The following is a 15,779-nucleotide window of genomic DNA, read 5'->3' as shown; positions in this document are numbered from 1 at the left end:
GGATAACGATGTCCGGGCCTTTCATGCCGTATTGCGCGGACAGGTACGTCGGCAGCCAGAACAGGAAAAACCACCACACGCCGTCCGTCATGAACTTGCCGAAAGCAAACGCCCAGGTCTGGCGATAGGTCAGCAACTTGAACCACGAGACTTTTTTCGCCGGCGCATCGGCCACCGGGGTGGCGATCACTTGCACCGGTTCGTCGCTGCGGATGTAAGCCAGTTCTGCCGCCGACAAGCGCTTCTGCTGCTCAGGTTTCTGATACAGCGCGATCCACACCGCCAACCACACAAAACCCAACATGCCAATCACGATAAACGCCGCTTCCCAGCCCCACAGGCCGGCAATCAACGGCACGAAAATCGGTGCCAGAATCGCGCCGACGTTGGCCCCGGAGTTGAAAATGCCGGTGGCGAACGAGCGTTCTTTCTTCGGGAAATATTCGGCAGTCGCTTTAATCGCGATCGGGAAGTTACCCGCCTCGCCAATCGCCAGCACCGCCCGCGACAACATGAAACCGGCAATCGACACCGGAATCACCGCGAGGCCGAACGCGCTGCACACCGCCGCAATGCCCTCGCCCATCGGCACCGAAAAAGCGTGCATGACGGCACCAGTCGACCAGATCCCGATCGCCACGACAAACGCGGTTTTGGTGCCGATTCTGTCGACCACGCGACCGGCGAACAACATGGAAATCGCATACACAAACTGGAACACCGACGCGATGTTGGCGTAGTCGGAGTTACTCCAGCCAAATTCCGTCGACAAACCCGGCGCCAACAGGCTGAGCACCTGGCGGTCGAGGTAGTTGACGGTGGTTGCAAAAAACAACAGCGCGCAGATCGTCCAGCGATAGTTACCTACGGCTTGGCCGACGCGTTGCGCATTGATGGGCTCGTTCAGATTCATAGCATCACTTTATTATTGGACTAGGGTGATGAGCTCTCGACAACCAGTGAGAGCGTGCAGGCACAGGCGCTCCAGGCGCAATGGCCGGAGTCGATGCGGTGCAAGTGCTATGGCGTGTGGGGCGGGCCTGACTGGGCGCAGTGGCAAGCCGTCAGGTGCGAACCGCTGGGGGCGGCGTTCAGCGAAGCGAGTACGCAGGTTGGATTCATGATAGGCCGACACTCTTTTTTATTTTTAGTGTGTAACAGACCCAATATCGTCTGTCGTCGTACAACTGCGCCTTTTATATCGAGATGAATAGTCGGCTGTCAATTGGAAAAATGGCCGTTCGTCATCGAACGGCCGTCGGATTATGTGACTGTGCGCATGCCAGGCATTGGCTGCAAGGCGTTAACTGGTGCAGTCTTCAGTCCCTGAACACGCATCGAAAACAAAAAATTTGTTGTACGACGACGCATATCAACTACGGTCGATTTGCTGCATGTGCATTTCGGACATGCGCTCGCCGTGCACCGTCAGTTGCGCGAATTGCTCCTCCATCGCCGCCACATCTGCGGCGGTCAACTGCACACCCCGTGCGCCGAGGTTTTCCGTCAGGTGATCGACTCTGCGCGTGCCGGGGATCGGCACAATCCAGGGTTTCTGCGCCAGCAACCACGCCAGCGCCACTTGCGCCGGCGTGCCTCCCTTGGCAGCGGCGACTTGGCGCAGGATCTCCACCACTGGCATGTTCGCGGTCATGTTCTCGGGGAACATGCGCGGGAAGCTGCCACGGAAATCGGTCGCCGGATCGAATCGGGTATTGGCGTCCATGGTGCCGGTCAGGAAGCCCTCCCCCAACGGCGCCCACGGCACGAAACCAATGCCCAATTCTTCGCACGCGGCGAGCACGCCGTTGCGCTCAGGGTCACGGCAGAAAAACGAATATTCGGACTGAATGGCCGTCACCGGCTGCACGGCATGGGCGCGGCGCAGGGTTTTCGCACTGGCTTCAGACAGGCCGAAATGCACGACTTTGCCTTCGGCGATCAAATCCTTGATCGTTCCGGCGACGTCTTCGATCGGCACATTCGGATCGACGCGATGCTGGTAGTAAAGGTCGATGCGATCGGTCTGCAAACGCTTTAGCGATTGCTCGACGACTTTGCGAATGTGCTGCGGACGGCTATCGAGCCCGATGGTGCCGTCAATCGCAAAGCCGAATTTGCTGGCTATTTTCACCTGATCGCGAAATGGCTTGAGCGCTTTGCCGAGCAATTCTTCATTGGTGTAAGGGCCGTACACCTCGGCGGTGTCGAAGAAGGTCACGCCTTGCTCGAACGCCGTTCGCAGGGTCTGGATGCCTTGCTCGATGTCGGCGGGCGGGCCGTAGTTGGCGCTGATACTCATGCAGCCGGCGCCGATGGCCGACACCTGCAAATTGCCCAAATGACGCTTGTTCATGTTTGCTGTTCCTGGGTTGGGTTTTTTGGCCTCGGTGATGACGGTGGGCTGGACAGCAGACCCTGCCCAGGCTGAATGTCCAACCGCCAAAGCCGCCCCCGCGAGTGCGGCTTTGGTGATGAAGTCGCGGCGTCCCAGCAAAGTGCATACGCCAACCGGTTTATCGCTGCCCATAATCACTCCTGAATCTGTGCTGCCGCTGGCCGAGCCGAGTGCGGTCAAATGCGCCCCGCCGTCAATGTGCGGCCAATCTAACAGTGCCTCCCACAAATGATTAGATGGTATGTTCGGAACGTACTTATAACCCTGGGGTATCAATCATGCGGGACAGCGTCAACGACCTGGCCGCGTTCCTGACGGTGGCACGCGAGCGCAGCTTCACCAAAGCCGCCGCCCAATTGGGCGTATCGCAACCGGCGCTGAGCCGCACCATTCGCAAGCTCGAAAGCCGATTAGGCGTGCAATTGCTGACCCGTAGCACCCGCAGCGTTTCGCCCACCGATGCCGGCGAGCGCTTGATCGGGACCATCGCGCCGCACTTCGACGGGATTGAAGCCGGGCTCGCCGACCTTGAAGAATTGAGCGGCAAACCGGCGGGCAACTTGCGCATCACTTCCGTCGAGCACGCCTCGGCGACTATTCTGGCGCCGGCAGTCGGCCAACTGATGCTCGACTACCCGCAGGTGAGCGTCGAAATCAACGACAACTACGGTTTGGTCGACATTGTCGAACAGCGCTACGACGCAGGAATTCGCCTTGGCGAACAGGTGGCCAAAGACATGATCGGGGTGCGCATCGGCCCTGACTTTCGTCAAGCGGTGGTCGGTTCTGCGGCGTATTTTGCGCGTCGACCGCCACCAAAAACGCCGCACGATTTGACCGCGCACATCGGCATCAATCTGCGTTTGCCGACATCGGGGGGATTGTGGTCGTGGCCGTTTGCCAAGAATGGGCATGAGCTGAAAGTCCGGGCGGAAGGTCAGCTGATCTGCAACACGGTGCCGCTGATGCTGGACTTCGCCCTTGCCGGGGTCGGACTTGCTCATCTCCCGGAAGATATCGTCGAGCAACATATCGAGGCCGGCCGGCTAGTGCGCGTCCTCGAAGACTGGTGCCCGATGGTCAGCGGCTACCACCTCTATTATCCGAGCCGCCGCCAGTCCAAACCGGCGTTCAGGCTGTTGCTGGAAATATTGCGTTCTAACCTCACGCCAGCAGCGCGGTAATCCATCGCGCCTGCTGCGCGATTTCTTCCAGCGTCGACTCCGGCACGGCCTGCCGCGCCTTGGCGAAACCGCTCAAGGTCTTGTGCTTCTCGCGCAGGATGCGCTGCCACTTGGCGAGAAAATCCGGGCTGCGGGCCTGCATTTGCAAAGGTCCGAAGTACAGTTCTTCGGCGCTGTAAGTCACCGGTTCGGCGCGTTCGGCGACGATGATTTCGTAGTAGAAACGGTTTTCCCGCAGCAGTTCTTCGCAGAGGATTCGGTAGCCGTTGTCCATCAGCCATTGGCGCAATGGCTGCTCGCCGCCATTGGGTTGGAGGATCAGCCGTTCATTGCCGATGAGGCGCGATTTGCCGCGGTCGAGGATGTCGCGAATGGTCTCGCCGCCCATGCCGCAGATGCTGATCGCGTTGATCGCATCGCCGGGCTCGATCGCCGCCAGGCCGCTGGCATGGCGCACGCTGATCTGCGCGTCGAGGTCGCTCTCGCGCACGGTGCGCTGCGCTGCATTGAACGGCGTCAACGCCACCTCTCCCGCCACCGCCGCCGCGATCAGACCTCGGCGCATCAACGCCACCGGCAAGTAGGCGTGATCCGAGCCGATATCAGCCAGCCGCGCCCCCGCAGGCACATGCGCCGCGACACGCTCAAGGCGCATCGACAATGTGTGTTCGTTCAACTGCAATTCCTTTTCACCACGGAAGCCGACACACCGGCCGGATCGGGGCGCGACTCTGTCGAGCAATCTCGGGCATGTCAACTTTATGCGACAAGCGCCTTGAATTTCGGCACCAAAACACAGTCCCTGTAGGAGCAAAGCTTGCTCGCGATTGGGGCTTGGCATTCGACATCGATGCTGAATGTTCAGCCGTCATCGCGAGCAAGCTTTGCTCCTACAGAGTTTCCAGCCAGGTATTGCGCATCTGATGAAAATCGCGATCATTTCCGACACGCACAACCTGCTCCGGCCGCAAGCGATTGCCGCGCTGCAAGGTTGCGAGCAGATCATCCACGCCGGTGATATCGGCAATGCCGAGATCCTCGCGCAACTCGTCGCCTTCGCCCCGGTCCACGTGGTGCGCGGCAACAACGATTTGAAATCGGCGTGGGCGGCGCAGATCCCTGACGTGCTGACTTTCGATCTCAACGGCTGGCAGACCTTGCTGGTGCATGACATCGCCGACGTTGCGGCCAATCTTGCGCCCGAGACGCGGCTGGTGATCACCGGCCACTCGCACAAACCCTGCATCGAGTGGCGCAGTGAACGCCTTTACATAAATCCCGGAAGCGCCGGTCCGCGACGCTTCAAGTTGCCGGTGACGCTGGCATTACTGGAGGTTCGGGATGACGACATCGAGCCGCGCCTGGTGCATTTGCTCGACCCTGCGGACTGAAGCTCAGTCGTAAAACGGCTCAACCGCCGCACGACTGCCGACGAAAAAGCTGTCCGCTACCAAGCGCAATGGTTGCACATCGAGGTCGCTGGCCTGGTCGCTGATCAGCTGTTGGAAATGCCGGTACACCGCCGCGTATTCGCCCTCCTCCGACACCGCTTGACGTACGCCGTCGATGCTCAACAACGCACCGCCGTTGTCGAGGCGCAGGACGCCTTCGGTGCAGCGGATTTCGATGCTCCAGAGTTCGTCGTGACCGTGGTCGAAATCGAATTCCGCGCGGACATCCAGTTGGCGCGCGTCGGACATTTTTATCGATGCGGCAATCGGCGACTGGCAGTTGCTCGGCACGCGCAGTTCGGCGGACTCGACGAACAGCGGTAGCGCCAGCAAATGCGTGGCGATCGACAAGGCATTGATGCCCGGATCGAAAACGCCCAGACCACCCGGTTGCCAGATCCAGGTCTGGCCGGGGTGCCACTTGCGCACGTCTTCTTTCCAGTCGATTTGCACGCTTTGCAAAGTGCGCGAAGCGAGCCAGTCCCGCGCAGCCTCGATGCCCGGCGCGTAACGCGAATGCCAGGCGAACAAGCCGCTGACGCCCTGCGCTGCAACCTGATCGACCAGCGCCATGGCCTCACCCAACGTGGCGCAGGGCGGCTTTTCTACCAGCACATGTTTGCCGGCGGCCAGCGCTTGTTGGACCAACGCGAATCGCCCTTGCGGCGGCGTGCAAAAGGCAATCGCATCAACCTGCGGACCTTTCTCCAGCAACTCGCTCAGGGACTGAAAATTCTCTACCCCGGCGCACGGCTGCCCTTGCGTTGCGACAGCCACCAACTGAAACGCCGGGTTGGCATGGATGGCGGGAACGTGTTGATCCTGGGCAATCTTGCCGTAGCCCACCAGACCGAGACGAATCGGATGCATCGATGACTCCTGATTTTTTGTTTTAGCCGGCTAAGCTAACAGGCAATCGCCCCACGTCGCCAGATGGGGCGATTGATCAGGTGCCGTTCCTGCGGTTAGTCGACGACCCGTATGCGGGTGATTCCGACCAACTCGGCCTGGGCCAGAATCTCTTCCGGTGTCGCGTCGGCAGTAGGCATGATCAGGCTGTTTTCGCTGTCACCGAAATGCAGTTGCAGCAAGTGCATCGCCGCGTCATGCACGGACAACTGCGACTGCTTGAACTCAAAAGCCTGGGTGCGCGGCTCGCCGTTAAACAGGTATTCCAGGGTGAAGGTATGCATGGTTGATCCTCGATGTGGAAGGAAAGCAGCTGATTATCCTGACTTGTCGGTCAGTTTATAGTTCAACCCAGCGGCTGTTTGGCATGACGTGATGCACGTGGACCCGGCCGAAAGCCATGGGCTCGCGCGCACCAGACAATCGCAAATGCCAAACCGGTCAGCAGCAACATCGTCCACGGAAAAGCGCCTACGCCCCACTTGTCGAGCATGACGCCGCCGACTACGCCGCTCCCTGCGATTGCGCTGTTCCACGCCACGACATTCAACGACAACGCGACATCCGCGCCCTCACCCGCAGCGTCCGCCAATGCCGTTTGCAGCAACGTCGCCGCGCCGCCGAAACTCAGCCCCCACACTGCCACGCCACCATAGATCACCAGCGGCCCGCTGCCTGCCAATGCAAACGCCAGACACACCGCCGCAAGTGCGGCCAGGCTCGCCAGCACGGTTATGCGCAACGACAGCTCGACGCGTTTCGCGGTCAGCCAAATGCCTGCCAGCGCGGCGACACCAAACACCAACAACACCCGATCAACCTGGCTGCCCAAACCCGCCGGAGCCACGAATGGTGCGATAAAGGTGTACAGAATGTTGTGCGCCAACATCCAGCTGATCACCACGGCCAGTACCGGCCGCACGCCCGGCGTGGTCAGCACGGCACGCAGCGAGCGGCGCTGATGCGCGGCTTGCGGCGGGTAATCCGGGACTTTCAGCAACACCCAAGCGATCAACACCAAGGTCAATCCGGACATCATCCCGAACGTCGTGCGCCAACCGACGAGCCCTCCCAGCCAAGTACCCAGCGGCACCCCCAGCGACAGGGCTATCGGCGTTCCGACCATCGCCAGCGCCAGCGCCTTGCCCTGTTGCTCGGGCGCAACCATCCGCCGGGCGTAGCCAGCCAACAGGCTCCAGGCCAACCCCGCTGCGACACCCGCGAAGAAGCGCGCCACCAGCGTCACGCCGTAGTGGGACGACAACGCGGTGATCGAATTGAAGATCAGAAAACCGACGATGGTCAGCAGCAACACGTTGCGTCGGCGCCATCCGCGCGTGGCGATGGTCATCGGGATGACCGCCACCACCGATCCCAACGCATAAGCAGTGACCATTTGTCCGGCCATCGAGGGCGAGATCGCCAGGCCCTCACTGATCAGCGGCAACAGGCCGGCGGGCAACGTTTCGGTGACGATGCAGATGAAACCGGTCATGGCCAACGCGAGCAAAGCGCCGATGGGTAGCCGGTCGGGCGTTGCGGATAACGTTATTGAGGCGGTCAAGGGATGCTCCTGATTAGAGTTTTCAGACTTAAATACTGATCGATATAAATGTTGCGGGCAGACGTTGCTCGTTGTCAACGACTTATGTATCGACTAGTATTTATCTCAACTTTCACAGGAGTCAGGACATGGCGCAGATGGGTCGCCCCCGCAATTTCGACCGCGATCAAGCCGTGGAGCAGGCGTTGCACCTGTTCTGGCAGCATGGTTATGACGCGACGTCCCTCGCCCAGTTGAAGGCCGGGCTGGGCGGCGGGATTTCCGCGCCGAGTTTTTATGCGGCGTTCGGCTCCAAAGAGGCATTGTTTGCCGAGTGCGTGCAGCGTTATCTGACGACCTTCGCCCAGGTCACGCAATGTTTGTGGGACGAAAGCCTTGGACCCCGGCAGGCAATCGAGCGCGCGTTGCGCCAGTCCGCGCGTATGCAATGTGAGGATGGGCATCCGAAGGGGTGCATGGTCGCTCTCGGTGTCATGAGCGCGCCCAGCCCGGAAAACGCGCGGGTCACCGATGCCCTGACGCAGTCCCGCGAGCGCACTCGTGCAGGCCTGCAATCGTGCGTCGAGCGCGGGATCGCTGCCGGTGATCTGCCCGCCACTGTCCACGCGCCGGCGATGGCCACGGTGTTCGACAGCTTCTTGCAGGGCATTTCGATTCTCGCCCGAGACAATGTGGCGCATGAAGTCATCGACGCGGCCATCACGCAGATCCTGCAGACATGGGATATCACCGCAGCAACTGTGAAGCCAGAGGTGACACCGGTAGTCGCCGTGTAAGTGCCTGAAACCTGATGAATCAACCAGAAACCTAAAGCGCCATCACGGATCCACCTGCCCCATCATTTCCGCCACCGACTCTTGGCGATTGGCGTAACGCTGCGCCAGCACCGCGCACACCATCAGCTGAATTTGGTGGAACAGCATCAGTGGCAGAATCAATATGCCCAGCGTGCTGCCGGCGAACAGTACTTGCGCCATCGGCACCCCGGTCGCGAGGCTCTTCTTTGAGCCGCAGAACAGGATGGTAATGCGATCCTCCTGATTGAAACCGAAGACCTTGCCCAGCAAGGACGACGCCAGCAGCACCAGCGCCAGCACGATGCAGCACACCAGCACCAGCCCGGCGAGTTGCCACAGCGGAATCTGATGCCAGATGCCTTCGTTCACCGCCTCGCTGAAGGCGCCGTAGACCACCAGCAGGATCGAGCCCTGATCGACGAATTTCAGCCAACCCTTGTTGCGCGCCACCCAGTTGCCGACCCAGCGCCGCGCGATTTGTCCGGCCACGAATGGCAGCAACAATTGCACGCTGATTTTCAGAATGGCGTCGATGGTCGAGCCGCCGTCGCCATGCACGTCCAGCAGCAAAGTCACCAGCAACGGCGTGAGAAAGATCCCGAACAGGCTCGATGCCGCCGCACTGCAAATCGCCGCCGGGACGTTGCCGCGCGCCAGTGAAGTGAAGGCAATCGCCGACTGCACCGTCGCCGGCAGCGCGCAGAGGTAGAGCATGTCCATGTACAGATCGTCGCCGATCAGCGGCGAAAGCAGCGGCTTCAGCGCGAGTCCGATGATCGGGAACAAAACGAAGGTGAGGCTGAACACCAGCAAATGCAGGCGCCAATGCCCTGCCCCGGCAATGATCGATTCACGCGACAGTTTGGCGCCATGCAGGAAGAACAACAGCGCAATGGCGATGTTGGTCAGCCAGCCAAAACCGACGGCTACTTGACCACTGGCCGGCAGGAAACTGGCCAGGAGCACCACGGCAATCAGCGTAAGGGTGAAGTTATCGGGTAAGAAACGGGGACGGGTCATCAGGGTTTATCCGGGCGCCGGGAACAGTGCGCTCACTCTACGCGCCAGTAACATGACCGACTAACGCCAATAACCCAGGGTATAGCGCCAAACGGACAGGGCTAAATCGAAGTGACCGAATTCGCCACCCCGTGATAATCGCCGCCCGCCACGGCGCGCATGTAAGCGGCATCCGCTTCTACGCGCAAATCACGCCACTCTTCCCAGTTAACAATGCCCTGACGATCCATTTCATCAGCCAAGCGCAGCAACTCTTCATGATAAGCATCCGGGCATTCCCTGCGCAGCGAACAGTTATCCAGCGCTTGGTGCCACGCATCCAGCGCACACAGTCTGTGTTCTTGTTCCGGGGTCAGCAGGTTCTTGAATGAGTTCATGACGGTATCCAGTAAAAGAGCAACTGCACCTGACAGCGCTAAACCAATGATTAATGTTTCCCGCGTGGCGTGACGATCAACTCCACAGCGGCGATTCGATCGACAACTTCATAACCTGGCACCAGCAATTCTTCGCCAAACACATCCGGGTCAAGTTCGCGGTAACTCCAATCGAGCTGTTGGTTATCCAGGCACTCGCGCATCGCAGCGAGAAACGGATCTTCGCCGTTGACGATGGCGACGCCGGTATACAGCAATAACGAACCGCCAACGGATAAGCGCTCGATCGACTCGCGAACTATGCGTACAGACAAGTCCGCGCCGAGCGAATCACCACCATGGCGATAAGCGCGTTTTTTTGCGTCTTTCATGTAAGGCGGATTGGCAACAATCAGATCGAATTCGCCGTCCACGTCGTTAAGCACATTGCTGGAGCGGCAACGCACATTGTTCAGGCCGGCAAGTTCTGCATTCACTTCGGTGAAACTCAGCGCTTTAGGATTGATATCCACCGCCAGCACTTCGGCCTGGGTTTCAGCTCTGGCAATCAACAACGCCCCGGCGCCGGTTCCGCAACCGATATCTATCGCACGTTTGATTGGGTGCTGATTGCTGGTGAGATGACGCTGAATCGACTGGGCGAAACGATAAGTATCAGGACCAAAGAACACCGAGTCTTCTGCCGTGGTCGGGAATGCCGAATGCACCAGTAACAAGCCATCCAGCGACGACCATCTGACCGCACTCTTCAGGCGCGAGCCGTCATATTGCAGCAGCCCATTTTCAATCAGCGCGCCCTCTTCTTCTTGGTTCAACAAGCCCGATTCAAAGAACCTGTTCCAGCCAAACGCGTCTCGAAGGGTTTCGCCGAGGGCATTTTCCGGGCGCTCGTTGACCCGCTGATGGGTTAATGGCGTCGGCGTGACGAACGTATAGCCGCTGTTCTTTAACAGCTGGCCCAACTGCAACAACGAAGCCCGCAAGTCAGTCGAACTTTGCACTAGCGCTCGATCCTGGCCGCTCATGCGTGCAGCCCTTTGATGTTCTCGCTCATCACTTTGACGAACTCGCGCGTGGCATACAGCCCCGCTGGCGTGGCGTGCATGGCGGGACACATGAAGTCCTTGAGCAAAGACATTTTCTCGCCGGCCGCACAGCGTTTCAGCGCGCTGATCAAACCCTGCAAGTCCGGGTCGATTTGCTCTACCGAAGACGGCAGTTCCTGTTGCGCGGCACTCTTGCTGCGGAACTGGAAGCGGAATGCATTGGACGTAACGCCAGCGCTTTCCTCAACCAGGCGATCGCCCGCGATCCAGTCCCAGAGCAATTGTTTTTCGTATTCCGAGAACACCCCGAACATCGGCGCACCGGCGCCATCGATCAACTTCCAGAAACGACTGTTGGCCGGGTCTTCATGGCGGCGAATCCAGCCTTTGTTCAGCAAGGCATCAAGGAAACCGGGGATCTGCTCGGGTTTGGCCAGCCACTCGTTAATGGTCAGGCCTTCGAGACGGCAATAGTCGGAATGCATGTGCTGGCCGAACGTCCGCTTGCGTTCCAGCATCGCCACCACTTCTTGATAAAGATCGAACGACTTGATGATCGAGGTCGAACAAACCTCCAATTCATTAAGTTTGTAGCCCTGAATCACCCGACGATAGAAGTCGTCGCGCTCGGCACCCATCGGCATCAGCGACAATACACTCTGCGCCGCTTTGCGCGCATGTCCGGTGCTGGCGTTATCAATCGTCACGTGCAGGCTGAAGTAATACGGGTCGATTCCCAGTTCATTCAGCTCGAAAGAAGTGATCAACAAGTGCAGCGGCAGTTGTTCGTAACCGAGGTTGTAGCCAATGACCTCAGGAAGGAATTCGGTGCCGTGCTGGCCGAGCGCAAGTTGAATCGCGCCTTGCAGGTAATACTCGTCCTCCAGCGTGTAGCCGGGGTCGCAATCAACGTCGGCAACCAACTTTTTATACAGCGACACATGATTGAGTGCCGGGTCGCCATCGCCCAGCTCTTCAAGATAAGTGCGAATCAAGCCGTGAAAACGATAGTCCGCCCAATGCGGCAACATCCCATATAGCCAGGCGCCATCAACCAGTTTGGTCGGGGCCACATGCTGCAGGAAGTACATCGCATGGCTGCGGCCGGCGAAGAATCGGCGCGGCGCGCCGGCATGGCGTTCTTTCAAGTAAGCGGCATATTGCTCGGCGACTTTGCCGACACCTCGGCCGATCCAGTCTTCAAGGTGTTCCGGCATGGCCGGCACGTCACAGGTTTCGTGGTCAGCGAGGGCCAACTGCTGTTGCAGGAAATCCACCACATCGACCTGGCGCAATTTTTCGCTCGGCTGCATCAAGGCTTCGTAAATGGCCTTGGTCTGGTTGGCGTCGGCTACCACCGGATGACCTACTGGCGTGCCTGTAAGGGTCTGAAGGAGTGTCATAGGTTTACCTGGCAGTATCAAATCCAAAAGAATCGCGGCTTTGTGCCGCTCTAATTCTTACGATTCACGCCAGTTCGGAAGATTCATTGAATTTCACGACTGCCCGGTAGACGGCACATTGCGCGCCTTGAACCCTGATTTCACTCAAGGCTTCAGGGCTGGAAAGTCTGCAGATACGTCAGCAGGTTTTCGATTTTTTCCGGGTCGCTGATGCCCCAAAAGATCATTCGGGTCCCGGAGACAACACCTTTCGGGTCTTCGATGTACTTGGCCAGGGTTTCCCGGTCCCAGATCACACCGGAAGATTTCATCGCCTCCGAGTATTGATAACCTTCAGCGCTGCCCGCCGTGCGCCCGATTACGCCGTTAAGCTGCGGGCCGAAGCCGTTGCGCGCCGATTCGCCAACTTGATGACAACCGCCACACATGCGGCTAAACAACTTGCCGCCCGCTTCGGCATCGCCAGCGGCATGCGCCGTATTGCCGAAAAGTGCGGCGCACAGCACCAGCGCGGAGGTCATTACAGCGGCGTGGTTCATCTAGCGGCTCTCTATCCGATGGACTTGCAGAAACGGGCGGCTATTTCATCACGCCGCGCGTCTGCACCGAAACTTCATTTGCGCGCCAACTTGTAGCGGACGCAATCGTCGTAAAAGCTCTTGCGAATCGCCTCGGGTTTGAAGCGCGACTGGCTGTCGTAAGTCTGTTCGGTAATGCCCATGGCCATCATGCGCATCCACGCCTTGCTGAACTTGTAGCTCTGGATCTTCTGCCGCGCGGCATATAAAGAGACGCCCTGCAACTTGAGTTCCTGCGCCCGCGCCGCCGTCCCCGCACCCCAGCTGCACATATACCGGTCATTGGGCTTCAGCTCTTTGGCCTCGACCACCATTGATTCGACCGACATTGCTACGCCCGCCACCGCCAGCGAGATCACTAGTTTGCGCAATTGAATTTCACCCAAGCATCTGAAAGTGCGGCGATTCTGGCGATTGCGCGGCCTCTTGGGGGCCAGCAAATTGCCTTGTTTGCCCACGCCAGATCAGAACCCCGGCCTCACGAGCCATATAAGGCAGGTTCGCAAGGCGCGACGAGGTCCGCGCCCTGGACTTCAGTCAGATCAAGTACCGGTTTTCAACTTATTCCACAACCGCGTAGTCAGCCGCGCAATGGTCGGCGGCAAGTCTTCGACGGTGAAGAGTTTTTCCAGCACGTTTTTCGGCGGGTAGATCGCCGCGTCCTGTTTCACTTCGGCGCTGACAAATGGGTCCGCCGCCAAGTTGGCATTGGCGTAATGCACGCTGCTGCTGATGTTGGCGATTACTTTCGGTTCCAGCAGATAGTTCATGTAGGCGTAGCCATTCTTCTCGTGTGGCGCGCTCTTGGGCATCACCACCATGTCCATCCATAACGTCGAGCCTTCGTCAGGAATTGAATAAGCGATGTTGATGCCGTTATTGGCTTCCTTGGCACTGGCGGCCGCTTGCACGATGTCGCCGTTAAAACCGATAACTGCGCAGATATTGCCGTTGGCCAGGTCGCTGACGTACTTCGAGGTGTGGAAGTATTGAACGTAAGGACGAATCTTCTGCAGCGCCTGCTCAGCCTTGGCGTAATCCGCCGCTTGGTGACTGTGGTGCGGCAGCCCCAGGTAGTTGAGGGTGATCGGCAGGATCTGTGTCGGGTTATCGATAATCGCCACGCCGCACTGGCTCAACTTCTTGATGTTGTCCTCGTCAAAAAACAGCTTCCAGGAATGCGTGACGTCGGTAGTGCCGAAGATCGCCTTGATCTTCTCGACGTTGTAACCGATCCCCGCCGTGCCCCACATGTAGGGATAACCGTACTGGTTGCCCGGATCATTGACTTCGAGTTTTTTCAGCAGCGCCGGGTCGAGGTTTTGCCAGTTCGGTAGTTGGCTTTTATCCAGTTTCTGAATCGCCCCGGCCTTGATCAGCCGCGACATGAAATGGTTCGACGGGCTGACCACGTCATACCCGGTGTTGCCGGTCATCAACTTCGATTCAAGCACTTCGTTGCTGTCGTGAATGTCGTAAGTTGCCTTGATCCCGGTGGCCTTGGTGAAACTGGGCAAGGTGTCTTCGGCGATGTAACCGCTCCAGTTGGAAATATTCACCTGTTCGTCGGCGTAACTGATTGCCGGGAACGTCGTAAGCACGACCGCGAGGGAAACAGGATTGACGCGCATGTTTGATCACCTGGTTTAATAATTTTGTTTTAGGAGAACCGCGATTCAGATTTCTGTTCTGGCCCTGACCGCCTCCACGCGCATTCGCAGCATGGCACCGATATCGAGCAATGGTTTGGGCGGCAGCCAGCCGGGTTGGGCGCGTTGCATCACCGAGGCCAGCAGCGGCGAGTCGATGCCTGAAGACATTTGCGCGAGCAAGCGCCCCCACAACGTGCCGCGCGCTACGCCGGAACCATTGCAGCCGGCCACGGCAAACACACCCTCCTCGACTTTGGCGAAATACGCCTGGCCAGAGCGCGAGGCGCTGAGATGGCCGGTCCAGGTGTACTGAATGTCCTGCTCCTGCAAAAACGGAAAACGCCGCTGCAACCCGAGTACATGGTGTTTTCTGCGCACTGACAATTCAGCGGTGGACAGATCCCGCGAGCGGTATTCGGCGGTGTTGCGGATCATCACTCGACGGTCCGGGGTCAGGCGCACCGTGGCGCCCAACGGCCGCGTCGACAACACGCCCCACGGCTCGACGCGGCCAATGGCGTCAAATTCCGCCTCGGTCAACGGCCGAGTCAGGCTGGCGCTGAGCTCCATCGGGAAGGTGCCGCTGTCGGCAATCCCGGCGCGCGGGATAAACGCGTTCAGGCACACCAGCACTTGGCCGGCCTCGACGCAGCCGTCAACGCCTTGCGCGCGAATGCGTGCGCCGCTCAAGCGCTGCAAGCCGCTGATGTCGGTGTTTTCGTAAAGGGTGACGTTCGGCGGCAACGCATCAAGCAAACCCTTCACGTACTTCGCCGGTTGCAGCAAGGCGTTGCCATTGCCGCTGCCATTGCCATCGCTGCCGCCACACCAGATCGCCGCTTGATAGTGCGCCGTACCGAGTTTTTGCTTGAGTTGCTCACCTTGAAGAAAATCAGCAGAAGCGCCGACGGCGTGCAGGGTCTGGAGTTTTTCCTCGACGTGCGTGAGCTTCGCCGGGTCGCTGACAGCAAAGAAATAACCGGCTTCGCGCAAGTCGCACTCGATGCCATGACGGGCGATGCGTTGGCGCACTTCCTGGCTGGCGGCGCGGGAAATCGCCGTGTCTGTTTGGTATCCGGCAAAGCCGTGGTGCCCGATCAATTCATCCACGCTCGGATGTTCGTGCGCCACCACAAACCCGGAATTACGCGCCGATGCGCCTTGCGCCGCACGCTGCCGATCGACAATCACGATGCGCGCCTGAGGGTGCAGTTCGGCCAGCGAATGCGCCGCGCACAACCCGGTAATGCCAGCACCGATCACCAGCCAATCGGCTTTTTGCGTGCCGCTCAGGCGACCACGCAACGGCGAATTGCCCGCCTGCGCGATCCAGCCACATACATTTTCCATGCGTCACCTCGGTTGACTGTCATTCGCGCTGCTCTATGCTCTTCACGCAT

The 15,779-nt window shown here is 59.1% G+C and carries 17 protein-coding genes; 3 read left to right on the top strand and 14 right to left on the bottom strand.

Annotated elements, in window-relative coordinates; all coding sequences use genetic code 11:
• The coding region (locus BI292_RS12930) for an MFS transporter (protein ID WP_157831255.1) at nt 1–913 on the bottom strand (913 nt) is incomplete at its 3' end.
• Between the two features lie 459 nt (nt 914–1,372).
• The gene (locus tag BI292_RS12925; RefSeq protein ID WP_149086447.1) at nt 1,373–2,530 is read right to left on the bottom strand and encodes an aldo/keto reductase; all 1,158 of its coding nucleotides are present in this window, start codon (nt 2,528–2,530) and stop codon (nt 1,373–1,375) included.
• Nucleotides 2,531–2,673: 143 nt separating this feature from the next.
• Here BI292_RS12925 and BI292_RS12920 point away from each other — a divergent pair, with 143 nt between their 5' ends.
• Nucleotides 2,674–3,582, top strand: a complete 909-nt coding sequence (locus tag BI292_RS12920) for a LysR family transcriptional regulator (protein WP_092281406.1) — start codon at nt 2,674–2,676, stop codon at nt 3,580–3,582.
• Here the strand turns inward: BI292_RS12920 and BI292_RS12915 are convergent.
• Entirely contained in the window at nt 3,563–4,258 is a 696-nt protein-coding gene (locus BI292_RS12915) for a class I SAM-dependent methyltransferase (RefSeq protein WP_101208103.1), read from the bottom strand. The two genes, BI292_RS12920 and BI292_RS12915, sit on opposite strands and share 20 nt — an antisense overlap.
• Nucleotides 4,259–4,505: 247 nt before the next feature.
• On the opposite strand from BI292_RS12915, the gene BI292_RS12910 reads away from it, so the two are divergent.
• Nucleotides 4,506–4,973 (top strand): metallophosphoesterase family protein, encoded by a 468-nt coding sequence (locus BI292_RS12910; RefSeq protein WP_101208111.1) that lies wholly within the window; start codon nt 4,506–4,508, stop codon nt 4,971–4,973.
• Nucleotides 4,974–4,976: 3 nt separating this feature from the next.
• On the opposite strand, the gene BI292_RS12905 is transcribed toward BI292_RS12910, so the two are convergent.
• From BI292_RS12905 to BI292_RS12895, 3 genes are all read right to left on the bottom strand, one after another.
• Nucleotides 4,977–5,903, bottom strand: coding sequence for a Gfo/Idh/MocA family protein (locus BI292_RS12905; RefSeq protein ID WP_101208102.1), 927 nt, complete (start codon nt 5,901–5,903; stop codon nt 4,977–4,979).
• Between the two features lie 95 nt (nt 5,904–5,998).
• Nucleotides 5,999–6,226, bottom strand: a complete 228-nt coding sequence (locus tag BI292_RS12900) for a hypothetical protein (RefSeq protein ID WP_092269864.1) — start codon at nt 6,224–6,226, stop codon at nt 5,999–6,001.
• Nucleotides 6,227–6,288: 62 nt separating this feature from the next.
• Nucleotides 6,289–7,506, bottom strand: coding sequence for an MFS transporter (locus BI292_RS12895; protein WP_101208101.1), 1,218 nt, complete (start codon nt 7,504–7,506; stop codon nt 6,289–6,291).
• Between the two features lie 128 nt (nt 7,507–7,634).
• Between BI292_RS12895 and BI292_RS12890 the strand changes: the two genes are divergently transcribed.
• On the top strand, nt 7,635–8,282 hold the full coding sequence (locus BI292_RS12890; RefSeq protein ID WP_101208100.1) for a TetR/AcrR family transcriptional regulator: 648 nt from the start codon (nt 7,635–7,637) through the stop codon (nt 8,280–8,282).
• 42 nt (nt 8,283–8,324) lie between these two features.
• Here BI292_RS12890 and BI292_RS12885 read toward each other — a convergent pair whose 3' ends face one another.
• The 8 genes from BI292_RS12885 to BI292_RS12850 form a co-directional block, all read right to left on the bottom strand.
• On the bottom strand, nt 8,325–9,323 hold the full coding sequence (locus tag BI292_RS12885; protein ID WP_101208099.1) for a bile acid:sodium symporter family protein: 999 nt from the start codon (nt 9,321–9,323) through the stop codon (nt 8,325–8,327).
• Between the two features lie 101 nt (nt 9,324–9,424).
• Nucleotides 9,425–9,700 (bottom strand): hypothetical protein, encoded by a 276-nt coding sequence (locus BI292_RS12880; RefSeq protein WP_101208098.1) that lies wholly within the window; start codon nt 9,698–9,700, stop codon nt 9,425–9,427.
• Between the two features lie 50 nt (nt 9,701–9,750).
• Entirely contained in the window at nt 9,751–10,725 is a 975-nt protein-coding gene (locus BI292_RS12875; RefSeq protein ID WP_101208097.1) for a class I SAM-dependent methyltransferase, read from the bottom strand.
• The gene (locus tag BI292_RS12870; protein ID WP_101208096.1) at nt 10,722–12,149 is read right to left on the bottom strand and encodes an iron-containing redox enzyme family protein; all 1,428 of its coding nucleotides are present in this window, start codon (nt 12,147–12,149) and stop codon (nt 10,722–10,724) included. The genes BI292_RS12875 and BI292_RS12870 overlap by 4 nt, the downstream gene beginning before the upstream one ends.
• Nucleotides 12,150–12,301: 152 nt before the next feature.
• Complete coding sequence (locus BI292_RS12865) at nt 12,302–12,688, bottom strand: cytochrome c family protein (protein ID WP_101208095.1); 387 nt, start codon at nt 12,686–12,688, stop codon at nt 12,302–12,304.
• 74 nt (nt 12,689–12,762) lie between these two features.
• On the bottom strand, nt 12,763–13,056 hold the full coding sequence (locus BI292_RS12860) for a hypothetical protein (protein ID WP_101208110.1): 294 nt from the start codon (nt 13,054–13,056) through the stop codon (nt 12,763–12,765).
• A 213-nt stretch (nt 13,057–13,269) separates the two neighbouring features.
• Nucleotides 13,270–14,358 (bottom strand): polyamine ABC transporter substrate-binding protein, encoded by a 1,089-nt coding sequence (locus BI292_RS12855; protein ID WP_101208094.1) that lies wholly within the window; start codon nt 14,356–14,358, stop codon nt 13,270–13,272.
• A gap of 45 nt (nt 14,359–14,403) precedes the next feature.
• Nucleotides 14,404–15,729 (bottom strand): FAD-binding oxidoreductase, encoded by a 1,326-nt coding sequence (locus BI292_RS12850; RefSeq protein WP_101208093.1) that lies wholly within the window; start codon nt 15,727–15,729, stop codon nt 14,404–14,406.
• Nucleotides 15,730–15,779 lie beyond the last annotated feature (50 nt).

Source organism: Pseudomonas sp. 43NM1 (assembly GCF_002836905.1).
Taxonomy (GTDB): Bacteria; Pseudomonadota; Gammaproteobacteria; order Pseudomonadales; family Pseudomonadaceae; genus Aquipseudomonas; species Aquipseudomonas prosekii.
The sequence above is the reverse complement of the archived record's forward strand: the minus strand, read 5'-3'. Positions and strand labels throughout refer to the sequence as shown.